We start from the raw sequence: 24,509 nt of genomic DNA, 5'->3' as shown, positions 1-24,509 counted from the left end.
ACAGAAGCGGTCAATATCCGGTCGCAAGGTGTTAATGGTGATCTCACCTTGTGGTTGAACCGGACAAGTTCGCTCGTGCCGCGTTTGCGTCGGGCCCCCGCCAGGGAATGCCGCCCGTACGGGCAGGGGCCGTGACGCGGGCCGTACCGCAGGGATCGCGGGCCGTACACCATGGGGGTGCCGGAGTGTCTGAAGAGGTGACCTCCGCGACCACTGTCCGGCACTCCGACCGCGACCCGCTGGCCCCTGAACCGCCCTTCCCCTTCCGGCAGTTCATCGTCAAGGTGCACGGGCGCTGCAACCTCGCCTGCCGCTACTGCTACCTCTACGAAGGCCCCGATCACACCTGGCGCACGCGCCCGGCCGCCGCGCCGCCCGGCGTGCTGGCCCACACCGCGCTGCGGATCGGCGAACACGCGCGCGTCCACGGCATGACGGCGCTCTCCCTCGTCCTGCACGGCGGCGAACCTCTGCTCGCGGGCGTGGACACGCTCGCCCGCTTCACCGGTCTCGTACGCGACCGGGTCCCGGATTCCTGCACGGTCCACGCCACCGTCCAGACCAACGCCACCCTGCTCACCGAGAAGCGGCTCGCCGTCCTGGCCCGGCACGGCATCCGCGTCGGCATCAGCCTCGACGGCGGCCTGCCCGCGCACAACACGCTGCGCACCGATCGCGCGGGACGCCCGTCCTGGCCCGCCGCCTCGCGCGGCGCGCGCCTGATCGCCGACCGCTTTCCCGGGGCGTACGCCGGGATCCTCACGGTCGTGGACCCCACGACCGACCCGGTCGAGCTGTACGAGTCCCTGCTCGCCCTGCGGCCACCGGCCCTCGACCTGCTGCTGCCGCACGGCAACTGGTCGGCCCCTCCGCCGCATGGCGACGGCGCCGGAACCCCGTACGGGGACTGGCTGTGCGCCGTCTTCGACCGCTGGTGGCATGCCGGACGGCGGGAGACACGGGTACGGCTCTTCGAGGAGTGCCTCGCCCTGCTGTACGGGCTGCCCGCCGCCACCGAGTCGCTGGGGCTGGCCCCGTTCGACGCGGTGGTCGTCGAGACGGACGGGTCGATCGAGCAGGTGGATTCCCTGAAGTCCTGTTACGAGGGGGCGGCGGAGACCGGCCTCGACGTCTTCCGCCACGGCTTCGACGAGGCGCTGCGCCACCCCGGTGTCGCGGCCCGGCAGGCGGGCGCCGCGTCGCTGGCCGCGCGCTGCCGGGCCTGCCCGCTGCTCTCCGTCTGCGGCGGCGGCCACTACGCCCACCGCTACCGCGCCGGCCACGGCTTCGCGAACCCCTCCGTCTACTGCGCGGACCTCCAGCGCTTCATCCACCACGTGGCGGGACGGCTCGCCGGGGCCGCCACACCCGTCCCTGCCTCTCTCGAAGGAGGCACCCCGTGATCCTGCCGGCGGTCCCGGACCGGGCCCTGACCGAACTCGGCCGCACGGAAGGCGGTCCCGAGACCCTCGCGCACCTGGTGCGCGACCAGGACACGCGACGTCTGCTGCTGCTGCGCGCCGTGCTCGACGCGGCGGACGCGGCGGACGCGGCGGTGTGTTCCGCCGCGGCGCGCAGGCGTGTGGGGGCGGACTGGGAGATGTTGGTGGAGGCGGACAGGGCGATGCCGACGGGTGTCGAATCCGCCGGCCGCGGCCCGGGGCATGGCTTGCCCGTACCAACGGGCCAGCCGGCCGTCGCAGGTGGAGGAAGCGCGACGCACACCCGGCTGTCACCCGCCCGGGCCCGCCTGCTCCACCCCTTGACCGGGCCGTGGACCAGGCGCGCTCTGCGCGGGCTGGACACGGAAGCCGGCCCCCGCACAGAGCGGCAGTCGCGCGAACTGAGCCAGGACCTGGCCCACTTCAGTGCGATCGCCGCGGTGGCCGCCGCCCGTGGCGGGATCTGCTTCGCCGTACGGCTGACCGCCACCGAGGGAGTACTCACCCTGCCTTCCCTCGGGGCGCTGCGTGGTGCCGGGCTCGGGAACGCCCCGGTCGACGTCGTTCACCGGCGTGGCCGGCTGACGCTTCGGCAGAAGGGCGCGGCTGACGTCGTGGTCCACCTGGAGAGTGGAATCGGCGCCTGGTCCTCCGCTCCCGCCTGGACGCCCGCGTACGCCCTGCCTGGCCTGCTGCCCGGTGGCGCGCCCATGCCGCTGGACGACCTGGACCCGTACCGCACCGTGCGCGGAGGCCCCCGCCACCACGCACTGAGCGGCCCGGTCACGCTTGACGACCCGGAACGCAAACGCTGGCTGCAATCGTGGTCGGGCACCGCCGCGGCACTGCGGCTCGGCGGCGCGCAGAGGGTCGCGGAGGCGGTGGCTCTGTTGCGATGCCTGGTTCCCCTGGCAGTGCCCCCCGGCGGTGCGGCAGCGGACGGCCGGGCCACCGGGGGGTGCAGCGCCACGCGGAGGGAGGCGTTCGGTGCCGTCCTCAGCAGCACCCCGCCCACCCCCGTCGGCTTCGCCGCCACCCTGGTCCACGAACTGCAGCACACCAAACTCACCGCACTCAGTGAGATGGTGACGCTCCACCATGCGAACGGCGCCGCACGATATTTCGCACCGTGGAGGCCTGATCCGCGCCCGTACGACGGCTTGCTGCAGGGCGCCTACTCGCACCTGGCACTCGCCGACTTCTTCCAGCGCCACGCGCTCGCCGACGCGAACCCCGCACACCGCGAGTCCGCGTGGGCGCAGCACGCCCGCTACCGCGAACAGATCGGCGCGGTGCTGCCGGCCCTCGTAGGATCGAGCGATCTCACCTCACGTGGACGGCAGTTCGTGGACGGGATGGTCGCCGTGTACGAGCGAATGGCCGAGCAGCCCGCTCCGCGCGACCACGCCGTCAGGGCCCACGAACACGTGAGGGCCGCCCGTGCGCTGTGGCTGCAACGTCATGCGGCCGAGTTGCGCCAGTAGCGTGACGGAGATGCCGATCGAGGTGAAGATCGTTGCGCTGTGGCGTGGTGATCGTCGCGTTTGCGGGAAAGGATGCGAACCGCGAGCGTCGGCGATCGGAACCCGTCTCTGCCTATCGCGGCGCCGCGCCCTGGTTCTAAAATTATGTGCGGGGAGGCCGCTGCATGTCTGGAGTTCGTACACCGGTCGGGCCAACCGACAGGGGGGCCTTAAGGCAGACTGTCACGATCAGTTTCGCCGGGTTCAACCGGGCTTGGGCGGCCTGGATCGGGGACCGACTGGAGCGGCGAGGCCTCCGTGTCGTGTACATGCGATGGGATTCGCCCGCGGAGACCCCGCTCGTGGATCTGCTAGGGGATCTGAAGCGCACAGAGGGTCGGATCCTTGTCATCGTCAGCGAGTGGTACTTCCAATTGGGTCCCCGCACCCACGAGGAGTGGAACGCGGCTCTGCGCGAAGTCGTGGCACCTGACCCGTCGCGTTTCGCGGCCGTCTCGGTCACCACGGCGTCGGTTCCCTCCGCGACCGCGATGCTCGCGGCGACGGACCTCACCAATGTGGGCGCCGACGAGGCCGAGCGGCGGCTGCTGGACCGGCTTGACCTGCCCGGTGACCCATTGCCCGAGCCCCCGGACGGCGGGCGGCGCGGGCCGCGTTTCCCCGCGGCCATGCCCGAGGTGTGGGGTGGCGTGCCCCGCCGCAACACCCGTTTCACCGGACGCGAGCACCTGCTCAACGACGCCTACCATCTGCTGCAGGGTGCCGAGCAGGGCGCGGGCGTGGTCACCCTGCACGGCATGTCGGGTGTGGGCAAGACGCAGCTCGCGGCCGAGTATGTCTACCGGTTCGGCTCCGAGTACGACGTCGTGTGGTGGGTCAACTCCGAGAAGCGTGTCACCTATCGGCGCCGACTGGCCGAACTGGCACCGCAGTTGGGGCTCCAGACAGGCGCCGAATACGGCGAACGACTGCGCGCCGTACGGGATTCGCTGCGCCGTGGAGATCCGTACTCCCGCTGGCTGCTGATCCTGGACGGTGCCGACGAGCCGGACCAGATCTGGGACCTGGTGCCCACGGGCCCGGGCCATGTGCTGATCACCTCGCGCAACCCGGAGTGGAACGAACACAACAGCAAGCTGCTGGAAGTACCGGTCTACGACCGCGACGAGTCGGTCGCGTTCATCAGGCGCCGGGCGCCGCGGCTGACGGAGGCGGAGGCCGACCAGCTGGCGGATGCCCTGGAGGACCTTCCGCTGCTGCTGGACCAGACCGCCGGCTGGCTGAATGATTCCGACCTGTCCGTCGAGGATTACATCGCCCTCCTGGAGGGCGGCATCGACCAGGACGTGGTCAAGGTCTCCGCGGACTTCCCGCTGGCGTTCCAGACGGCCTGGTCGATACTCCTGAACAAGCTGCGTGACACGGTCCCGGAGTCGGTCGACCTGCTGCGGCTGTGCACGTTCTTCGCGCCCGGTTTCATCCCCGTACGGCTTCTGAAGGAGATGCCGCACGACGAGCTGCCCGAGCAGGTCGCGGGGCTGCTCAACGACCCGCTGCTGTGGAACAAGGCGATCAACCAGCTGCGCCAGTACTCCGTGGTCCGCCTGGAGTCCCACGAGACACCGGCGGACGACCCGGCGTCCTCGGGTGAGGCGCTCTATCTGCACCGCATGGTGCACCAGATCGTGCACAAGGACATGCCGGCGGAGGACCGGCAGGAGTTCATGGGCGTGGTGCGTCGCGCGCTGGCGGCGGCCGACCCCGGGCGCCCCACCGATACCCGGCTGTGGGACGCGTACGCCGAGATCGTGCCGCATCTGAAGTACGCGGACGTCCTCATGAGCGAGGACCGGGCGGTCCAGAACATGGTCCTCAACTGCCTTCGCTACATGTGGCTCACCGGCGAGTACACGACGGGAGTCAAGCTGGGTGAGCGCGCGATGGCGGCGTGGAAGCCGCTGCTGGGCGAGGCCCATCCGCGGATCTGGGAGCTGACCCACCACTACGCCAACCTGCTGCGCTCGGCCGGTGAGTACCGGCGCACGGAGGCCATCGAGCGTGCGGCTGTCGAGCATCTGCGAGAGCAGCGCGGGGAAGAGGACCTGGACCACCTGCGCGCGGTCAACGGTCTGGGTGCCGACCTGTGGGGCCTCGGCCGCTACGAGGAGGCGCTGGAACTGTACGAGCGGCTGGTCGGGACCTACAGCCACCTTCTCGGCGAGCAGGACTCACGGACCCTCAGCGCTCGGAACAACCTTGGATTCTCCCTGCGGTTGCTCGGTCGCTACACGGAGGCACTGGACATCGACCGGCGGACACTGGAGGCGCGGCGGCAGCTGTTGCGGGGGCGGCACCCGTGGACCCTCTTCTCGGAGGTCTCCTACGCCATAGATCTGCGTCTGCTGGGCCGCTACAGCGAGGCCGAATCGGTCCAGGCGAAGAACGTACGTGAGCACCGCATCGTGATGGGGCCGGACAATCCGCAGACCCTGCGCGCCGAGCACAACCTGGCGTTGTGCCAGTACCGCAGTGGCGACCGGGCCACGGCGGGCCCGCTCTTCTCCCGAGTGCTGGAGCGATACGAGCGCAAGCTGGGCGAGACCGACCCGCAGACTCTGGCCGCCGCCGTCAGCCAGAGCTGCTTCGCACGCGAACACGGTGACATCGACCAGGCGCGGGAGGCGGCCGAATCCATCATCGCGCGCTACGAGGCGATGCTCACCGACGGGCACCCGTTCATCGCCGGAGCCCATGCCAATCACGCGCTGATCCTGCGGAGCGTGGGCGAGCGCGAGTACGCCCACGCACTGATGGAGCAGGCGATGGCCGACATGACCACGGTCGTGGGGGAGAACCACTCCTACGCCCTGGGCTGCGCCATCAACGCCTCCGCCCTGCGCAATCTCGTCGGAGACACCGAGTCCGCGGCCGAACTCAGCAGGATCACGATCACCCGGGCCACCGAAACGCTCGGGCGCACCCACCCTCTGACTCTGTCCGCCCGTATCGCCCACGCGGCCGACCTCCGTGGCCTGAGGGACCGTCAGCAGGCCGAGAAGGTCGAAGAGGAGGCCCTGTCCGACCTGGCCGCCACGCTCGGGCCCCAGCATGTCCACACCATCTCGGCCCGTTCCCGTAACCGTCCCTACTGGGACTTCGAACCCCAGGCGACCTGACGCCGTCCCGGAAGATCCCCGGTGCGCATAACCGCTCGCTCACCGGGGAAGGACCCAGGTCTCTCTCAACTGCTGAATATTACAAGAGAGTTGGACCGGGGGGACGCGTGGTGATCTTAGTGGGGCCCGTTCCGGCGGGTGCGGACGGACCCATCCCCGTCGAAGTCGACACGGATCTGGACCCGGCCGCCCTCGACGGCCTCGACCTCGTCTACGGCGACGAGGCCACCAGGGCAGGAGCCGCCCGGCGTGTCGTGGAGGTCGCCCGCGACGCCTACACCGACGGACTGGACCTGGCACGCCGGTGCGCAGCACAGGCCGTACGGAGGTTCGAGGAGCTGGAAGCGGGTCTGCGGCCCGACGAGATCGAGATGCAGCTCTCCATCAAGGTCGACGCGGGAGTGGCGGCCCTGGTCAAGAGCGGGGCCGAGGCCCAGCTGCAGATCACCCTCCGTTGGCAGACCTCCGGCCCTCCGGACGCGGCAGGGGGCGCGACCGGGGGCGCCTCGTGAGCGGCACGGCACCCGAGGCGGGGCGCCCCGGCGCGTCGATCCTCCCGTACAGCCGTGTCGTGGGACAGGACGACCTGAAGCTGGCCCTGGAGCTCAACCATGTGGCGCCGGGCATCGGCGGCGTGCTCATGGCCGGGCAGCGCGGCACCGCCAAGTCGACGCTCGTCCGCGCCTTCGCCCTGATGGCGCACGGCGAGCTACCGGTCACCCTGCCCATCAACGCCACCGACGACCGGGTCGTCGGAGGCTGGCGGCTCGACGCCCTGATGCGCGGCGAGACGCTGGAACAGCCCGGGCTCCTTGAGGAGGCGCACGACAAGGGAATCCTCTACGTCGATGAGGTGAACCTCCTCGACGACCATGTCGTCAACATCATCCTCGACGTCGTCTCGACCGGCCAGCTGTCCGTGCAGCGCGAGGGGCTGGCCGCCGCCAGGCAACTCGACTTCGGTCTTGTCGGCACCATGAACCCGGAAGAGGGCGGGCTGCGGCCCCAGTTGCTGGACCGCTTCGGGCTCATGGTCACCGCCGCGGACCTGGACACGGACGCCCGGCACCGCATGATCCGTACCGTCCTCGCCTTCGAGGAAGCACGGGCCCGGGACACCTCGGAGTGGCTGACGGATGCCGAACGGGACAACGCCGCCGTGCGCGACCGTCTTCGAGCCGCCCGGGAGCGCTTCGCACAGGTCGACGTCCCCGACCCCGTCCTGCGGCTGTGCGCCGAGGCGGCCGGGCGGCTCGACGCCGTGGGACAGCGCGGCGAGATCGTCGCCACCCATGCCGCCCGCGCCCTCGCCGCCCTGGAAGGTGCCGAGCGCGTAGAGCCGCGGCACCTGCTCCGGGTCCTGCCGCCCGCCCTGCGTCATCGCAGGCCCGAGGCGGCCCACGGCGGCACGTTCGACTGGGGGCCCGACGACCATGCCCGGATCAAGGACCTCTTCGATGCAGGCTGAGCCCGCCCCATGACCACCTCGACCCCGGCCCTCGAACCGCCCGACGACGCGCGGCGGCTGGAGCGCGCCTTCCGGTGCGCCGCCCTCGACCCGGCCCTCTCCGGCGTGCTGCTCTTCGACCTGGAGCCGCGACTGATCCGGCCCGTCGCAGGCCTCTTCACAGCGATCCTCGGCGGCCCGGCCGGACCGCCCGCCGCCCGCATCCCGCTCGGCGCCGCCACCCGTGACGAGGATCTGTGGGTCACCTCGCGGCTCGAACGGCACCGCGACGGAATTGCGTTCACCGTCGCCCCCGGCCCTCTCGTCGCCGGTGCCGGCCCGCCGCCCCTGGCCGTCGTGCCGGACCTGGCGCACCTCAGTGTCGCCGGGATGCGGGCCGCCGTGCAGCTCATCGGCGCCGACGTCGTCTGCGTCGAACAGCCGGGGCTGCGGCTCGTGGACCGGCCACGCGCTCGCTGGCTCGCGGTGTGCCGCTCGGAGGACTCGGGCCGGGTGACCCCACACCTCCTCGACCGGTTCGCGCTGCGGCTCGCGGTGCCCGGGCTGCGTACGGTGCCGGAAGGCCTGTCGTCGGATTCGGCCGCACCGCTTGGGGCGTTCGCCGCCACCACGGAGGAAGCCGTCACCCGCGTACAGGAGATCCTCGGACCGGGAGCAGGACCGCGCAGAAGCCTGGCCCTGGCGCGGCTCGCGCGGGCGCTCGCCACCCTCGGCGGGCAGCGGGAGGTGACGGCCGCGCACTGCGAGGACGCGGCGCGACTCATCGGGCTGCGTGTCACCGAACCGGCACCGTCCGCGGACCGTCCCGACAGCGGGGAGCCCGGCCCGCTGCCCGCACCGCTGCCGCATCCCGGCGACACCGGCCGCCGAGGGGGCCGGAGCAACAGGCGCCGCCGCCCGGAGGAGGAGCAGCCGCTGCTTGCGTCCGGGCCCGCCGAGGGGGTCGGCTCCGCGCCGGGTGCCCCGCTCGGCATGCCGTACCCGGAGGACGACGCCGTGGCCCTGCGCGAGTTCATGCCGCTGCGCAACCCCTGGCAGCGGCGCTCCGGGCCCGCCTCGGCACGCGGCGCGGTCGTGGGCACCCGCCGGGCGCACGATCTGCGGGACCTCGCGCTGCTGCGCACCGTGCGGGAGGCCGCCGTGCACCAACGGATCCGGGGCTACGAGGACTTCACCGTCGCACCCGTCGACCTGCACAGCAACCTCCGCGCCCCCGCCCCCGAACGCCTGCTCACCCTCCTCCTCGACCACACGTGCCGCGGCGACTGGGACTGGCAGGACGCCCTCACCCCGTTCCTCCAGTGGGCCTACACCGCGCGCGCGGCCCTCCACGTCATCGAGGTCGGCGGCGCCGACGCGGCGGACGAACTGCGGGCCGAGTCCTTCGCCGCGCGCGGTGTGCTCGACCCACGCCTGATGACCGCCCTGTACCGGCCCAGGGGGAGGGCCACTCCGCTGGCCCACGGCATCGAACAGGCGGCTCGGACAATGCGCCAGGCGTTCCGCCGACAGGGCAGCGCCCTCGCGGAGGCCTGGCTCGTCGTGGTGACCGACGGCCGCGGCAATGTTCCGCTGCGGGCCAGCCACACCGGCCGCCTGCACGGACCCGTGGCCGCCCGGGGTATCGAGGACAGCCTCACCGCGGCCGCCCCGATCGCCGCACTGGATCGCGGCAGGCTGCGCGTGGCGGTCGTCGACGCGGCCCGACGGCCGTACGGGGAGCTGCCGTTCGCGCTGGCGGAGACGCTCGGAGCCATGGTCGTCGAAGGACGGGGCGACCATGGGAGCTGAAGCCGTCGAGGACCGTGCGGTCACGGGAGCCGGCATCGTCGAGGAGCGGCGCCGCCATGGGCGCTGAGGCGCAGCACGGAGCCCGGTGGCTGTCCGGGACGGGAGCCATGGCGCGCCGGGCGGCGCTGCCGGGACTGAAGGAAGCGGCCCGCCGTGCCCCTGCCTCCCTGCGCAACCTCCGGCAGCCGCGCGAGGCCGCGTCCGGTGTCGGAGGCGCCGCGGCCCACCCGTATCAGCGCCTCCAGGACGGGGACGCCGTGCTCTACGTCGTACGGGTCCAGGACAGCGCGGGGCGCGACGCCTACCGCGTGACCGGCTGGTGCGGCGACCTCACGGTCCGCGGCGCGGCCGAGTCTCCCCGCCTGAGCGCCCCCGGAGTGGGCCTGGGCAACCTCCACCGCAAGGGCGAGTACCCCGCCGACATCCTGCACGGCATCCATCTGTGGTCACGCAACCAGCGCGAGCTCGGCGACTGGTTCAACCGCATCCGCGCCCGACACGGCTCCGACCTGCGGCTCCTCGTGTGGGACGACACGGGGTACGAACTCCCCTGGGAGCTCTTCCTGCTGCCGGCCGACCCTCAGCGGGGGTTTCACGAGGCATGGCTGGGCGCGCAGGTCGTGATGTCCCGGTGGACGACCGTCCACGACAGCAAGCACGACCTGCCCCGCGAGACCACGGACTGCCGTGGCCGCGTGCTCGGTTACCTCCACCATGAGATGGCCGACGACGGACACGTCTTCCGGCCTTACGCCCACCAACTCCACGCCAGGATGACCGCGTTCCTCCAGGCCCTCGACACCCCCGGCGAGCCCACCGGCCTCGTCTACATGGGCTGCCACGGCACCTACGGCGACAGCGTCCCGCGCCTCACCCTCGGCAACCGCACCTGGGCCGAACTGAACGGCCAGACCATGGGCGCCCTGCGCACCGACCGCTCCCTGGTCTGCCTCAATGCCTGCCACTCCGGGCGCGCCGTCCTCAACAGAGCCCAGGGCGAGCAGGCGCTCCGCGGCTTCGCTGAACTCTTCCTGCGCAAAGGGGCCGGCGGCTGCATCGTCACGACGGGTCAGGTCGGAGACAAGGAGGCACGCGCGCTGGTCCGTGGTCTCGTCGAGCAGGTGGCCGAACACCCGCACAGCCCGGTCTCCCGGACCCTGCTGTCCTTCCGGGCCCACGCCGCCGCGGAGTTCGGCCCGCCGTCCGCCGTCCCGCCGATCCGCGACGACGACGGCAGGGTCGACGAGCCGGGCCAGAAACGGGTCCTGCGGCTGCTGTACGCGTTCATGTTCCACTACTACGGGCACCCGCTGACCACACTCCGGCTCACGGCCCGCGAAGGGGGAGCCCGGTGACCACCCCCGAAGAACGCCCCCTCCTCATCGAACCCGTCGTCGCCTGGCCGCACCGCGCCGAGACGGACTGCGACTACCTCGTCACCGTCGACCTGCGCGGACCGCTGACCGCAGGAGACGGTGGGCCCGAATGGCCTTATCCCGACGAGGAGTTCACCTTCACCGTCGCCCTCGACGGCTCCCCGCATTTCATCTGCACGGCCCTCGACGACCCCAGCGTGGTCCTGCACCGCTTCGGCGGCACCTACGGCCCGGCCGCCTTCCGCGTCTCCGCGGGCACCATCCCTGGCCCCGCCGCGCTGTGGCTGACGGTCAGCAACCAGTGGGGCGTGCCCGTCCGCAAGGCCGAGCTGCGTTCGGAGATCCGGGAACGGGAGCCGGGGCGGGCCCCGGCGGCACAGCTCGCGGAGGTCGTGCGCGCCCGGGCTGCCCGGCCCGCACCGTACCGGCCGCAGCCGCTGGAGCACGCTCCCGAGCGGCCGGCCGACGTCACCACCCGGCCGGTGCTCAGCCCACCGCTGACCGGCCGCCCGGTCGTCATCATCAGTTACGCCGGATGCAACCGGGCCTGGGCCGCGTGGATCGCGGACCGGCTGGAGCGGCGCGGCCTGGTCGTGACGCCGCTGCGCTGGGAACCGCTGGCGGGCAGGCCGATGGCGGACGAGCTGCGCGACCTCCTCCTGCCGCCGGGGACGGCGCTCTTGGTCCTCAGCCACTGGTACTTCCAGCCTGGCCCGGGCAGTGACGACGACTGGAACACGGCCCTGCGTGAGGTCGTCCTCCCGAACGCCGACCGCTTCGCGGCGGTCAGCATCACCTCGTCGCCCCTGCCTTCCATGACCGCCGCACTCGAACCCGCCGACCTGTACGGCGTCGACGCCCGGGAGGCCGAGCGACGTCTGCTGGTCCGCCTGGGTCTGCCGACCGGGCCCGTGCCGGACGAGAGCGGTCGACCTCGTGTCCGCTTCCCCAACGACCCCCCCGAGGTGTGGGGCGGGGTGCCGCGCCGCAACAGCCGTTTCACCGGTCGTGAGGCGCTGCTCAGCAACGTGCGCCAGCTGCTCGACGACACGGAATCCGGCGTGGTGGCGCTGCATGGCATGTCAGGTGTGGGCAAGACGCAGGTGGCCGCCGAGTACGCCCACCGGTTCGCCAACGAGTACGACGTCATCTGGTGGGTGAGCGCCGACGGGCGCGCCACCTTCCGCGAGCGTCTCGCCGAACTCGCCCCGGCACTGGGCCTGAGGACCCGTCAAGAGTACGGCGAACGCATCCGCGCCGTGCACCATGCGCTGCGGCGCGGCGAGCCGTACCGGCGCTGGCTGCTCGTCGTGGACGGCGCGGATGACCCCGACATCATCGCCGACACCCTGCCGACCGGGACCGGTCATGTCCTGATGACCACCCGCAACTCCGACTGGGCGCGCCACGATGCCGCCCTGAGCGAAGTCCCGCTCTACCAACGCGGCGAGTCCATCGCCTTCATCCGCCGCCGCGCCCCCCGACTCACCGAGGACGAGGCGGACCAGCTCGCCGAAGCCCTGGAAGACCTGCCCCTCCTGCTCGACCAGACGGCCGGCTGGCTGAGCGACTCCGACATGCCCGTCCAGGAGTACATCGCCCTGCTGAAACGCGGCACCGGGGACGACGTCGTCGCGGTCTCCGCGGCCTTTCCCGTCGCGTTTCGGACCGCCTGGGCGATCCTGCTGAACAGACTGCGCGAGATCGCTCCCGAGTCCGTCGATCTGCTCCGCCTGTGCGCGTTCTTCGCACCGGGCTCGATCCCCGTACGTCTTCTCAGGGGCGTACCGGAGGACCAACGACCGGAGCCCCTGGCCGGGCTGATCGACGACCCGGAGCTGTGGGACAGGACGGTTCGGCGGCTGGCCCAGTACTCCGTGGTCCGGCTGGAGTCACGGGAGACGGCCCTGTACCTGCACCGCATGGTGCACCAGATCATCCGCCAGGACATGCCGGGCGAGGCCGCCGAGGAATGCGCCGCCGCGGCCCGCGCCGCGCTCGCCGCCGCAGCCCCCGCCACGCCGGGCGACCCGGAGACATGGCCCGCCTACGCCGAGATCGTTCCGCACCTGGAGTACGCGAACGCCCTGCGGGACACCGCCCCGGCCGTGCGGACCCTCGTCGTGGACTGCCTGCGCCACCTCTACCTCGCCGGGGAGTACGGCACTGGTCTCCGCCTCGCCGAACAGGCCATCCCCGTCTGGGAGGCCCATCTCGACTCCGACGATTCCAGCCTGTGGGACCTCGGCCACCACTACGCCAACCTGCTGCGCGCGGTCGGCGACTACCGGCACAGCGAGGCCGTCAGCCGCGCCGCGGCCGAGCGTCACCGGATCGCCGGACGAGGGGATCGTCTGCGGCCATACCTGAGAGCCGCGAGCGGCCTCGCCGCGGACCTGCGGGCGCTGGGGCGTTACGAGGAGGCGTACGGCCTGTCGCGGGAGGTGTACGACGCCTACGCGGAGCTCATGGGCGACGAGAACCACCCGGCCGCCCTCGCGGCGCGGAACAACCTGGCCGTGTCGCTGCGCTTGCTCGGCGACTACGACGGCGCGCGGGACACCGACCGGAGCACCTTGCACGCCCGCGACCGGGTCCTGGGCCCCCGTCACCCGTGGACACTTCTCTCCGAGACGTCCTACGCGATCGATCTCCGCCTGCTGGGGCAGGTGCGGGAGGCCCTGTCCGTTCAGGAGCGCTGCGTGGAACGCCACCGTGCGCAGATGGGCCGCGATCACCCCCAGACCCTGCAGGCCGAGCACAACCTGGCCATGTGCCATTACCAGGCGGGGGAGTTCACCGAGGCCGATGCCCTGTTCGCCTCCATCCGCGAACGCGGCGAGCGGGTTGTCGGAGGGGACGACCCTTTGAGCCTGATCTTCTCCGCCATCCGCAGCTGTTTCGCACGGGATCACGGGGATCTCGCCGAGGCGCGGGAGGCCGGGGAGTCGGTTGTCGCCCGCTACGAGCGGATGCTCGGCCCCGCGCATCCGTACGTAGCCGGGGCCCACTCCAACCAGGCCCTGATCCTGCGTGCGGTGGGCGAAGGAGAGGAGTTTCATGCCCTGGCCGACCACGCGTTGGCCGTCATGGAGCGGGCGGTGGGAGCCGACCACCCGTGGACGCTCGGCTGCGCCCTCAACGCCTCCGCCGGGCGCTCCCTCGCGGATGGCCCCCGAGCGGCCCTCTTGATCAGCCTGGACACCGCGGACCGAGCCGTCGAGGCCCTTGGCCCCCTGCATCCACTGACCCTGTCCGCGCGCATCGCGCAGGCCGCCGACTTGCGGGCCACCGGCAAGCGTCAGGACGCCGAGCGGGTGGAGAACATCGCCCTGGACGGTCTGACAGCGACCCTCGGCCCCCACCACCCCCGCACACGGGACGCCCGGAACCGCCAACGCCCCTCCTGGGACTTCGAACCCCAGACAACCTGACAGAAGCCGAAGGGCCCGGCCCCAAGTCCGAAGACCTGGGGCCGGGCCCCTACGGTGCTGCCGTGCCGGAGGCCTATGCCTCGAACACCTCACGCATCAGCTGCTCCTGCTCCGCCTGGTGCCGCTTCGCGGAACCCACGGCGGGCGAGGAGGAGTGCGGGCGGGAGATGCGGCGCAGGCGCTCGTCGTGCGGGACGTCCGCGCCGACCGCCAGGTCCAGGTGGTCGATCAGGTTGAGCGCGATGAACGGCCAGGCACCCTGGTTCGCCGGCTCCTCCTGGGCCCACAGGTACTTCTCGGCGTTCGGGTACTTGTTGACCTCCGCCTGGAGCTCGGCACCCGGCAGCGGGTACAGACGCTCGATGCGGATGATCGCCGTGTCCGTGACGCCGCGCTTCTTCCGCTCGGCATCGAGGTCGTAGTACAGCTTGCCGGCGCAGAAGACGACCTTGCGGACCGCCGCGGCGTCGACCGACTCGTCGCCGATGACGGGGCGGAAGCCGCCCGACGTGAACTCCTCCGCCTTCGACGCGGCGGCCTTGAGGCGCAGCATCGACTTCGGGGTGAAGACCACCAGCGGCTTGTGGTGCGGGTTGTGCACCTGCCACCGCAGGAGGTGGAAGTAGTTCGACGGGAGCGTCGGCTGGGCGACTGTCATGCTGTTCTGCGCGCACAGCTGGAGGAACCGCTCGATACGGGCCGAGGAGTGGTCCGGGCCCTGGCCCTCGTAGCCGTGCGGGAGCAGCAGGGTGACGCCGGACGTCTGGCCCCACTTCTGCTCGGCGGCCGAGATGTACTCGTCGACGATCGTCTGCGCGCCGTTGACGAAGTCACCGAACTGCGCCTCCCACATCACCAGTGCGTCGGGGCGGGCCAGCGAGTAGCCGTATTCGAAGCCCATGACCGCGTACTCGGAGAGCAGCGAGTCGTAGACGTTCAGGCGGGCCTGGTCGTCCGACAGGTACTGGAGCGGGGTGAAGTCCTCGCCCGTGACCCGGTCGATCAGCACCGCGTGACGCTGGCCGAAGGTGCCGCGGCGGGAGTCCTGGCCCGACAGGCGGACCGTGGTGCCCTCGAGCAGCAGCGAGCCGATGGCGAGGGTCTCGCCCATGCCCCAGTCGATCGTGCCGTCCTCGATCATCGACGCCCGGCGCTGCAGCTGCGGCAGCAGCCGCGGGTGCACGGTGACGTGGTCGGGGATGTTGACCTGGGACTCGGCGATCCGCTTCACGACCTCCTGGGAGACCGCGGTGGACACGGCGACCGGGAACTCGGGCCGTGCCTCGGGGACGTGCGCCTCGGCCGGGGCCGCGACGGCCTCGCGGACCTCGGTGAAGACCTTCTCCAGCTGGCCCTGGAAGTCCTGCAGCGCCTGCTCGGCCTCTTCGAGGGTGATGTCGCCGCGGCCGATCAGGGACTCGGTGTAGAGCTTGCGCACCGAGCGCTTCTTGTCGATCAGGTCGTACATCAGCGGCTGCGTGAACGCCGGGTTGTCGGACTCGTTGTGTCCGCGGCGGCGGTAGCAGATGAGGTCGATGACGACGTCCTTGTTGAACGCCTGGCGGAACTCGAAGGCCAGGCGGGCGACGCGGACGACGGCCTCGGGGTCGTCGCCGTTCACGTGGAAGATCGGCGCCTCGATCATGCGCGCCACGTCCGTCGCGTACATCGACGAGCGCGAGGACTCGGGGGCCGCGGTGAAGCCGACCTGGTTGTTGATGACGATGTGGACCGTGCCGCCCGTGCGGTAGCCGCGCAGCTGCGACATGTTGAGCGTCTCGGCGACCACACCCTGGCCGGCGAAGGCCGCGTCACCGTGCAGGGCGACCGGCAGGACGGTGAAGTCCGTGCCGCCCTTGTTGATGATGTCCTGCTTGGCGCGGGCGATGCCCTCGATGACCGGGTCGACCGTCTCCAGGTGGGACGGGTTGGCGGCCAGCGAGACGTTGATCTGCTCGCCGTCCAGGCCCGTGAAGACGCCCTGGGCACCCAGGTGGTACTTCACGTCGCCGGAGCCGTGCATCGACTTCGGGTCGAGGTTGCCCTCGAACTCGCGGAAGATCTGCGCGTACGACTTGCCGACGATGTTCGCGAGAACGTTCAGGCGGCCGCGGTGGGCCATGCCGATGACGACCTCGTCCAGGCGCGACTCGGCCGCGCTGTCGATGACGGCGTCAAGGAGCGGGATGACCGACTCGCCGCCCTCCAGGGAGAAGCGCTTCTGGCCGACGTACTTCGTCTGCAGGAAGGTCTCGAAGGCCTCCGCCGCGTTCAGGCGGCGCAGGATGCGCAGCTGCTCCTCGCGCTCCGGCTTGGAGTGCGGGCGCTCGACGCGGTCCTGGATCCACTTGCGCTGCTTCGGGTCCTGGATGTGCATGAACTCGATGCCGATGGTGCGGCAGTACGAGTCGCGCAGCACGCCGAGGATGTCGCGCAGCTTCATCAGGGACTTGCCGGAGAAGCCGCCGACCGCGAACTCGCGCTCCAGGTCCCACAGCGTGAGGCCGTGCTCGGTGATGTCCAGGTCGGGGTGCTTGCGCTGGCGGTACTCCAGCGGGTCGGTGTCGGCCATGACGTGGCCGCGGACCCGGTAGGAGTGGATCAGCTCGAAGACGCGGGCGGCCTTGGTGACGTCGTCGTCGTGCGAGGCGTCGATGTCCTTGAGCCAGCGGACCGGCTCGTACGGAATGCGCAGCGACTTGAAGATCTCGTCGAAGAACTCGTTCTCGCCGAGCAGCATGTTCGCGACGATGCGCAGGAACTCGCCGGAGGCGGCGCCCTGGATCACCCGGTGGTCGTAGGTCGACGTGAGCGTCATGACCTTCGAGATGCCGAGCTTGTTCAGGGTGTCCTGGGAGGTGCCCTGGAACTCCGCCGGGTAGTCCATGGAGCCGACGCCCATGATGACCGACTGTCCGGGCATCAGACGCGGCACCGAGTGGACGGTGCCGAGGCCGCCGGGGTTGGTCAGGGAGACCGTGACACCGGTGAAGTCGTCCATCGTCAGCTTGCCGTCACGGGCGCGGCGGACGATGTCCTCGTAGGCCTGCCAGAACTCGAAGAAGTTCAGCGTCTCGGCCTTCTTGATGCCGGCGACGACGAGCTGGCGGTCGCCGTTGGGCTTCACCAGGTCGATGGCGAGGCCGAAGTTGATGTGCTCCGGCTTGACGAGGGTCGGCTTGCCGTCCTTCTCGGCGTAGTGCCAGTTCATCGACGGCATGGCCTTGATGGCCTGCACCATCGCGTAGCCGATGAGGTGGGTGAAGGAGATCTTCCCGCCCCGGGCGCGCTTCAGGTGGTTGTTGATGACGATGCGGTTGTCGAAGAGCAGCTTCACTGGGACCGCGCGCACGGACGTGGCCGTGGGCAGCCCCAGGGAGGCGTTCATGTTCTTCGCGACCGCGGCGGCGGGGCCGCGCAGGGTCACCATCTCCGGGCCCGCGGGGGCCTCGGTCGCCGGCTCGGCCTTGGGCTTCGCGGCGGCCGGAGCGGCCTTCGCGGGGGCCGGGGCGGCCTTCGCGGGGGCCGGGGCGGCCTTCACGGCGGCCGGAGCGGCGGCAGCGGGCTTCGGGGCCGCCGGAGCGGGCGCGGGCGCGGCCGGTGCCGGAGCAGCAGCGGCCGGAGCCGGAGCCGGGGCCGCGGGCGCGGCGGGCGCCACAGGGGCGGCCGGAGCGGTGGGCGCGGCCGGGGCGGCGGGAGCTGCCGTGGTGGTCCCTGCGGCCCCCGCGGCCGCAGTACCCGCCGGAGCCGGGGCGGCGGTCGCCCCCGGCTTGTAGTCGGCGAAGAAGTCCCACCAGGCTCGGTCTACCGAATTGGGGTCCTGGAGGTACTGCTGATAGATCTCGTCGACGAGCCACTCATTGGGACCGAACGCAGCAGCGGGACTCTTCCCGGCTTGGTCATCGGTCGAGATGCTCGAGTTACTGGGGGACTGTGGCGACACGGCGGTAACCGCCCTCTTCCGCTTCACAAGGTGATGGACAGCGGGAATTAAGGCTACGCCTCCATGGCCGAGAAGGTCAGACCGGGCCGTCCAACGTCGTGTAAGTCACATCGAAAACCGCGTTTCAGTCGTGGAAATGGCGGGAAACAGGCGGGGTTCCGCTTCGGAATGGGTATGTCGATCCAGGGTCGCGGTACGACTCACGCGGCCCTCTGCCTGATCACACGTGTCCGCCAGCGGCGACACGGATGAATCTTGTGGCTCCGGCTCGAACTTTACGTCAACTTGGCAGAGATGGAAGCCCGGGAAGGGTGACCTGAATCCGGCAACCCCGCTGGGATTCGGCCACACCGATCCGGCCGCCGTGCAGATCGACCGCCCAGCGCGCGATGGCCAGGCCCAGACCCGTACCGCCGTCGCTGCCCGGGCCGTGCGGCGAGGGGACCCCGCCCCGGTTGAACCGCTCGAAGACCCGGTGCCACTCCGTCCTGGGAATGCCGGGCCCCTCGTCCAGGACCTCCAGGGCCAGCGACTCCGGGTAGTCGCCCCGTCGCGCCTTCACCGTCACCCGGCCGTGCGGCGGGCTGTGCTTGACCGCGTTGTCGATCAGATTGGCGACGACCTGGTGGATCCGCTCCGGGTCCGCGTGCGCGGTCAGCTCGGGCGGGGACACGTCGAGGTGCAGATGGACGTCGGTGCGCGTGTGGCTGCCGGAGCCCGAGGCGATGCCCGCGCGCGCGGAGGAGACCATGTTGGCCTCCTTGAGCACGCCCGAGAGGTACGGCCACACCTCGAAACGCCTCATGCGCAGCGGTATGACGCCGTTGTCCAGCCGGGACAGGTCAAGGAGCGTCTCGACGAGACGTCCGAGGCGTTCCGTCTGCTGCAGGGCCGTACGCATCGTCTCGGGGTCGGCGGCGGAGACGCCGTCCACGACGTTCTCCAGGACCGCGCGCAGGCCCGCGATGGGGGTGCGCAGCTCGTGCGAGACGTTCGCGACGAGTTCCTTGCGCTGGCGGTCCTGGGCCTCCAGCTCGTCGGCCATCAGGTTGATCGTCTCGGCCAGGTCGCCCAGCTCGTCACGGCGGCTGTCGCTCACCCGGCGCGTGTAGTCGCCGTGCGAGATGGACCGGGCCACCGCGTTCATCTCGTCCAGCGGGGCGGTCAGTGAATGGGCCACGAACTGCGTTATCAGCAGGGTGGCGATCATCGAGAAGACGGTGATGAAGCGCAGCTCGGTCTCGGTGCGCATCGCGATCATCATCAGACCGGTGGTGATGAGCACCGAGATGACGACGAGTGCGCCGAGCTTGGTCTTGATGGAGAAGGGGCGTACGCCCCCCCAGGGACTCGCGCTGCCGCGTTCCCCGAGGCGCTCTCCCGAGCCGCTCGGCCCGAACACGTGCTTCCCGGACCCGCCCATCACACCAGCCCCCTCACTTCAGCCTCACGAAAGTCCCGAAGGTTCCGAAGGTCCCGAAGATCCCGGCGAGAGCCGGGCCCTCAGGGCGTCGGGGTCTCCAGCGCGTAGCCCACGCCGTGCACCGTACGGATCCGCTCGGCGCCGATCTTCCGGCGCAGCGCCTTGATGTGGCTGTCCACGGTACGGGTGCCGGAGGCGTCCGCCCAGTCCCACACCTCGGCGAGCAGCTGCTCGCGCGAGAGTACGGCACGCGGGGTGTTCGCCAGGCAGACAAGGAGGTCGAACTCGGTGGGCGTGAGGTGGACGTCCTCGCTCCGCACCCGCACCCGGCGCTGCGCGTGGTCGATCTCCAGCTCGCCGAGGCGCAGGATGCCGCTGCGCGGCGTCGTGGCGGCCAGCGCGGCGCGCTCCACCCGGCGCAGCAGGACGTGCACGCGCGCGGCCAGCTCACGCATCGAGAACGGCTTCGTCATGTAGTCGTCGGCGCCGACACCGAGCCCGACCAGCATGTCGGTCTCGTCGTCGCGCGCGGTGAGCATCAGCACCGGCACCGGGCGCTGGGCCTGCACACGACGGCAGACCTCCAGGCCGTCGAAGCCCGGCAGCATGATGTCGAGGATGAGCAGGTCGGGCTGCCAGGCCTCGGCGGTGTCGACGGCCGCCGGACCGTCGCCCGCGGTCTGCACCAGAAATCCCTCGGCACGCAGGCGGGCCGCGATGGCGTCGAGGATCGTGGGGTCGTCCTCGACCACCAACACCCGGCGTTGAGCGCCGGGGGTCGCCGTCGTGCCGTTGTGGGAGGTGTGTGTCTGCTCCATCGCCCGCCCCTGAAGTGTGCTTTCCGGAATCCGTGGGGTGATCCCATGACTGCGCTTGACGCTTGAATGATCCGCGTCAGGGCAGCAGCGTACGGGCAGGCACCGCAGCTCGGCTATCCAGGTCTGACCGCGAGGTGCACGACGTCCGGAACGCCCCGGGCAACCGGGATCTCTTCGGTACGCACCCGCTGGAACTGGGCATTCCGCAAGCTTCCTTCAAATTCCGGAGAGGGCTGCGCCGACCACACCGCGAGCACCCCTCCAGGCCTCAACGCCCTTGCGCAGCTTGCCAGTCCGGCCTTCGAGTACAGCCCGTCGTTGTCCTCGGTGACCGTCCAGCCGGGCCCGTTGTCGATGTCGAGGCACAGCGCGTCGTACGTGGCGGAAATCTCATTGACGTAATCGAGCAGATCGGCCTCGACGACTTCGGTACGCGGATCGGCGATGGCCTCGGCGGACAGCGCGGACAGCGGTCCGTCGAGGTGCCAGTCGATGACGGCCGGCTCGCGTTCGACGACGGTGATGCGCCCCCACCGGGCATCGGCGGCGGCGTGTGCGAGCGAAAACCCGACGCCCAGGCCTCCGATCAGCACACTCGGCTCCGCCCGCCCGTCCAGCGCGCCGTACGCGGCGTCGACGAGCAGCCGCTCCGAGCGGCCGTCGGACGTGTCCATCAGGAAGCACCCATTGGCGATGATCTGCAACAGCGCGCCATGGCGCCGCAGCACGACCTCGCCGTACGGGCCGTCCCGGCGATCGATGACTACGGGGGTGTCGTACGAGGCAGTCATGGTCCCCATCCTGGCAGTTTCACCAGGATGGGTTGCCGAAATTAACGCTTCGGTGTCCGCGTCGGTGCCTCCCAAGTCCCCCTGGGATTGCCGCGAACCGGCTTGCGCGTGGCGCGAGCGGGAGCACGCTGCCACCCTGGGGCTCCGGCCCGCCGGGCCGGGCGCGAGAGGGGGGAAGCGTGCTGCAGCGCATCGGGCTCTACTACCCGTACATCAACTTCAGAGACGAGCGGTGGCTGAAAACGGCCGCGCTCTACTGGCCTCAGCTGGCCCGGATCGTTCCGGCACGCTTCCCGACGACCGACTCCGACACCGTCCGCGCGCTCGCGGAAGAACTCGACTTCATCGTTCCGGTCGAGCCCGCCTCGTCCACGCTCGGAGTCTCGTCCGCCTTCCTGGACGTCATCGCGGCGCACGCGGAGGACCTGCGGCAACGGTACGGGGCCGCCGCGGGACCGCACCCGCGCAGCCCGGCCTACCTTCACCGGGACGAGGTCGCCGCGGAGGTGCGGGAGGCTCTGTTCGACGCCGGGATCGCCGTGCCCTCCCGGGGGACACGCTTCTCCGAGCCGGGCGTGGTCGCCGGCCCGCTGATCAGTTCGGCCGCCGGCGTCACCTTCGCCGTCGCCGGCCTGGCCCGGACGGCGACCGGCGAACGCCAGGCCCTGCTCGCCTCCTCGCCCTCCGCGTACCTGCTGTCCGTGGAGAAGGGCCTCGAGACAAGGTCCCTCATGCGCCGCTTCTTCCGCCAGCCCTCCGCCCGGGGCGGCGGCATCACCTGAGGGCGCCCGCCCGGGGTCACCACAGCCGGTAGCGGGCCAAGGACGGCGCGATCGCTGAGAGCGAACAGAAGCCGGGGAACAATAGGGTGCTCACAAGCATTGAGTCGGTTTAGCTCAACTTACTTCATTGTCGAGGGGAAGATCATGGCTGCCGACTCCACGATGTCCACACCGCTGACCCTGCCCGTGCTGCCGCTCGACGACGAGGTCGTGCTGCCCGGCATGGTGGTTCCGCTGGACCTGAACGACACCGATGTGCGCGCCGCGGTGGAGGCCGCGCAGGCCGCCGCCCGTACGACGGCGGGCAAGCCGCAGGTGCTGCTGGTGCCCCGCGTCGACGGCACGTACACCGGTACGGGTGTGCTCGGCACCGTCGAGCAGGTCGGCCGGCTTGCCGACGGCGACCCGGGCGCGCTGATTCGCGGGCGTGGACGCGTGAAGGTCGGCGCGGGAACGACCGGTCCCGGCGCCGCACTGTGGGTGGAGGGCACCCGGGTCGACGAGACCGTGCCCGACCCGCTGCCCGGCCGGGTCGCCGACCTGGTCAAGGAGTACAAGGCCCTCGCCACCAGCTGGCTGCGCAAGCGCGCCGCCTGGCAGGTCGTGGACCGCGTACAGCAGATTGATGACGTTTCCGCCCTTGCCGACAATTCCGGTTACTCTCCGTTCCTGTCGCTGGAACAGAAGGTGCAGCTGCTGGAGACCGCCGACCCGGTCGCCCGCCTGAAGCTCGCCACCGAGCAGCTCCGCGAGCACCTCGCCGAGCAGGATGTCGCCGAGTCCATCGCCAAGGACGTCCAGGAAGGCGTCGACAAGCAGCAGCGCGAGTTCCTGCTGCGCCGCCAGCTCGAAGCCGTACGCAAGGAGCTGCGCGAGCTCAACGGCGAGTCCTCGGACGTGGACGAGTCCGACGACTACCGGGCCCGTGTCGAGGCCGCCGACCTCCCGGAGAAGGTCCGCGAGGCCGCGCTCAAGGAGGTCGAGAAGCTGGAGCGGTCCAGCGACCAGTCGCCCGAGGGCTCCTGGATCCGCACCTGGCTCGACACCGTCCTCGAACTGCCGTGGAACGAACGCACCGAGGACGCGTACGACATCCAGGGCGCCAACGCGGTCCTCGACGCCGAGCACGCCGGTCTGGAGGACGTGAAGGAGCGGATCACCGAGTACCTCGCGGTGCGCAAGCGCCGTGCCGACCGCGGACTGGGCGTCGTGGGCGGCCGTCGCGGCGGTGCCGTGCTCGCGCTCGTCGGCCCGCCCGGAGTCGGCAAGACATCGCTCGGCGAGTCCGTGGCGCACGCCATGGGCCGCAAGTTCGTCCGCGTCGCCCTCGGCGGCGTACGGGACGAGGCCGAGATCCGCGGACACCGGCGTACGTACGTCGGCGCGCTGCCCGGCCGTATCGTCCGCGCCATCAAGGAGGCCGGGTCGCTGAACCCGGTGGTCCTGCTGGACGAGATCGACAAGGTGGGCTCCGACTTCCGCGGCGACCCGGCCGCGGCCCTGCTGGAGGTCCTGGACCCGGCGCAGAACCACACCTTCCGCGACCACTACCTGGAGGTCGAACTCGACCTGTCCGACGTCGTGTTCCTCGCGACGGCGAACGTCCTGGAGGCCATCCCGGAGGCCCTGCTCGACCGTATGGAGCTGGTCCGCCTCGACGGCTACACCGAGGACGAGAAGGTCGTCATCGCCCGTGACCACCTGCTTCCGCGCCAGCTGGAGCGGGCCGGCCTGGAGAAGGACGAGGTCACCCTCGACGAGAGCGCGCTGCGCAAGCTCGCGGGCGAATACACGCGGGAAGCGGGTGTACGCAACCTGGAGCGGGCCGTCGCACGACTGCTGCGCAAGGTCGCGGCCCAGCACGAACTGGGCGAGCGGGAGCTGCCGTTCACCGTCACCGACACCGATCTGCGGGCTCTCATCGGCCGGCCGCACCACGTGCCCGAGTCCGCCCAGGACCCGGCCGAGCGCCGTACGGCGGTGCCGGGCGTGGCCACGGGCCTCGCGGTCACCGGCGCGGGCGGCGACGTCCTTTACGTGGAGGCGTCGCTGGCCGACCCGGAGACGGGCGCGGCAGGCCTGACCCTGACGGGCCAGCTCGGCGACGTGATGAAGGAGTCGGCGCAGATCGCGCTGAGCTTCCTCCGCTCCCACGGCGCCGAACTGGAGCTGCCGGTGGGCGACCTGAAGGACCGGGGCGTGCACATCCACTTCCCGGCGGGCGCGGTGCCGAAGGACGGCCCGAGCGCGGGCGTCACGATGACGACGGCGCTGGCCTCGCTCCTGTCCGGCCGCCCGGTCCGTACGGACGTGGCCATGACCGGCGAGGTCTCGCTGACGGGCCGGGTCCTGCCCATCGGCGGCGTCAAGCAGAAGCTGCTCGCCGCACACCGGGCGGGCGTGACGACGGTCGTCATCCCGAAGCGCAACGAGCCCGACCTGGACGACGTCCCGGCCGAGGTCCTGGACAAGCTCGACGTCCACGCCGTCACGGACGTCCGCCAGGTCCTGGAACTGGCGCTGACACCGGCGACGAACGGTGCGACGCAGGAGCTTCCGGTCGCGGTGTGACGGACGCTTC

At 71.1% G+C, this 24,509-nt stretch carries 14 protein-coding genes; 10 read left to right on the top strand and 4 right to left on the bottom strand.

Annotated elements, in window-relative coordinates; translation table 11 throughout:
* The first annotated feature begins 185 nt into the window (after nucleotides 1-185).
* From C4B68_RS13005 to fxsT (C4B68_RS12970), 8 genes are all read left to right on the top strand, one after another.
* A complete protein-coding gene (locus tag C4B68_RS13005; RefSeq protein WP_373682185.1) occupies nucleotides 186-1,403 on the top strand; it encodes an FxsB family cyclophane-forming radical SAM/SPASM peptide maturase in 1,218 nt (405 codons plus the stop codon).
* Complete coding sequence (locus C4B68_RS13000; protein ID WP_099500026.1) at nucleotides 1,403-2,926, top strand: aKG-HExxH-type peptide beta-hydroxylase; 1,524 nt, start codon at nucleotides 1,403-1,405, stop codon at nucleotides 2,924-2,926. Before C4B68_RS13005 ends, C4B68_RS13000 begins: the two co-directional genes overlap by 1 nt.
* A 164-nt stretch (nucleotides 2,927-3,090) precedes the next feature.
* Nucleotides 3,091-6,102 (top strand): FxSxx-COOH system tetratricopeptide repeat protein, encoded by a 3,012-nt coding sequence (gene fxsT, locus C4B68_RS12995; RefSeq protein ID WP_099499861.1) that lies wholly within the window; start codon nucleotides 3,091-3,093, stop codon nucleotides 6,100-6,102.
* Between the two features lie 119 nt (nucleotides 6,103-6,221).
* Entirely contained in the window at nucleotides 6,222-6,614 is a 393-nt protein-coding gene (locus C4B68_RS12990; protein WP_240634337.1) for a CU044_2847 family protein, read from the top strand.
* Nucleotides 6,611-7,570, top strand: a complete 960-nt coding sequence (locus C4B68_RS12985; RefSeq protein ID WP_240634335.1) for an AAA family ATPase — start codon at nucleotides 6,611-6,613, stop codon at nucleotides 7,568-7,570. Before C4B68_RS12990 ends, C4B68_RS12985 begins: the two co-directional genes overlap by 4 nt.
* A 9-nt stretch (nucleotides 7,571-7,579) precedes the next feature.
* On the top strand, nucleotides 7,580-9,361 hold the full coding sequence (locus C4B68_RS12980) for a magnesium chelatase (RefSeq protein WP_099499862.1): 1,782 nt from the start codon (nucleotides 7,580-7,582) through the stop codon (nucleotides 9,359-9,361).
* Nucleotides 9,362-9,417: 56 nt separating this feature from the next.
* Entirely contained in the window at nucleotides 9,418-10,716 is a 1,299-nt protein-coding gene (locus tag C4B68_RS12975) for a CHAT domain-containing protein (RefSeq protein ID WP_240634334.1), read from the top strand.
* A gap of 518 nt (nucleotides 10,717-11,234) precedes the next feature.
* Nucleotides 11,235-14,171: an FxSxx-COOH system tetratricopeptide repeat protein gene (gene fxsT, locus C4B68_RS12970; RefSeq protein WP_240634696.1), complete on the top strand. Its 2,937-nt coding sequence runs from the start codon at nucleotides 11,235-11,237 to the stop codon at nucleotides 14,169-14,171.
* A 73-nt stretch (nucleotides 14,172-14,244) separates the two neighbouring features.
* Here the strand turns inward: fxsT (C4B68_RS12970) and C4B68_RS12965 are convergent, their stop codons facing one another.
* The 4 genes from C4B68_RS12965 to C4B68_RS12950 all read right to left on the bottom strand — a co-directional run bounded on the left by C4B68_RS12965 (nucleotide 14,245) and on the right by C4B68_RS12950 (nucleotide 21,146).
* Nucleotides 14,245-18,114 carry a multifunctional oxoglutarate decarboxylase/oxoglutarate dehydrogenase thiamine pyrophosphate-binding subunit/dihydrolipoyllysine-residue succinyltransferase subunit gene (locus C4B68_RS12965; RefSeq protein WP_099500031.1) on the bottom strand — a complete coding sequence of 1,290 codons (3,870 nt, stop codon included), beginning with the start codon at nucleotides 18,112-18,114 and terminating at the stop codon, nucleotides 14,245-14,247.
* Between the two features lie 280 nt (nucleotides 18,115-18,394).
* The gene (locus tag C4B68_RS12960) at nucleotides 18,395-19,537 is read right to left on the bottom strand and encodes a HAMP domain-containing sensor histidine kinase (protein ID WP_240634333.1); all 1,143 of its coding nucleotides are present in this window, start codon (nucleotides 19,535-19,537) and stop codon (nucleotides 18,395-18,397) included.
* A gap of 80 nt (nucleotides 19,538-19,617) precedes the next feature.
* On the bottom strand, nucleotides 19,618-20,355 hold the full coding sequence (locus C4B68_RS12955) for a response regulator transcription factor (protein WP_099499863.1): 738 nt from the start codon (nucleotides 20,353-20,355) through the stop codon (nucleotides 19,618-19,620).
* Nucleotides 20,356-20,468: 113 nt separating this feature from the next.
* Nucleotides 20,469-21,146 (bottom strand): spermidine synthase family protein, encoded by a 678-nt coding sequence (locus C4B68_RS12950; RefSeq protein ID WP_099499864.1) that lies wholly within the window; start codon nucleotides 21,144-21,146, stop codon nucleotides 20,469-20,471.
* A gap of 179 nt (nucleotides 21,147-21,325) precedes the next feature.
* On the opposite strand from C4B68_RS12950, the gene C4B68_RS12945 reads away from it, so the two are divergent.
* Together C4B68_RS12945 and lon are read left to right on the top strand one after the other, a co-directional pair.
* Nucleotides 21,326-21,928 carry a DUF6236 family protein gene (locus C4B68_RS12945; protein WP_099499865.1) on the top strand — a complete coding sequence of 201 codons (603 nt, stop codon included), beginning with the start codon at nucleotides 21,326-21,328 and terminating at the stop codon, nucleotides 21,926-21,928.
* Nucleotides 21,929-22,072: 144 nt separating this feature from the next.
* Nucleotides 22,073-24,499: an endopeptidase La gene (gene lon, locus C4B68_RS12940; protein WP_099499866.1), complete on the top strand. Its 2,427-nt coding sequence runs from the start codon at nucleotides 22,073-22,075 to the stop codon at nucleotides 24,497-24,499.
* The last annotated feature ends 10 nt before the right edge of the window (nucleotides 24,500-24,509 follow it).

It is taken from the genome of Streptomyces dengpaensis (genome assembly GCF_002946835.1).
Classification (GTDB): Bacteria; Actinomycetota; Actinomycetes; order Streptomycetales; family Streptomycetaceae; genus Streptomyces; species Streptomyces dengpaensis.
Note: the sequence above shows the minus strand (reverse complement) of the source record. Positions and strands in the feature narration are given on the sequence as shown.

Excerpts from the sequence above, each read along its gene's own strand:
- fxsT (WP_099499861.1), top strand. The coding sequence starts at position 3,091 with ATGTCTGGAGTTCGTACACCGGTCGGGCCAACCGACAGGGGGGCCTTA.
- C4B68_RS12980 (WP_099499862.1), top strand. The coding sequence starts at position 7,580 with ATGACCACCTCGACCCCGGCCCTCGAACCGCCCGACGACGCGCGGCGG.
- C4B68_RS12975 (WP_240634334.1), top strand. The coding sequence starts at position 9,418 with ATGGGCGCTGAGGCGCAGCACGGAGCCCGGTGGCTGTCCGGGACGGGA.
- C4B68_RS12960 (WP_240634333.1), bottom strand. The coding sequence starts at position 19,537 with ATGGGCGGGTCCGGGAAGCACGTGTTCGGGCCGAGCGGCTCGGGAGAG.
- C4B68_RS12955 (WP_099499863.1), bottom strand. The coding sequence starts at position 20,355 with ATGGAGCAGACACACACCTCCCACAACGGCACGACGGCGACCCCCGGC.
- C4B68_RS12950 (WP_099499864.1), bottom strand. The coding sequence starts at position 21,146 with ATGACTGCCTCGTACGACACCCCCGTAGTCATCGATCGCCGGGACGGC.
- lon (WP_099499866.1), top strand. The coding sequence starts at position 22,073 with ATGGCTGCCGACTCCACGATGTCCACACCGCTGACCCTGCCCGTGCTG.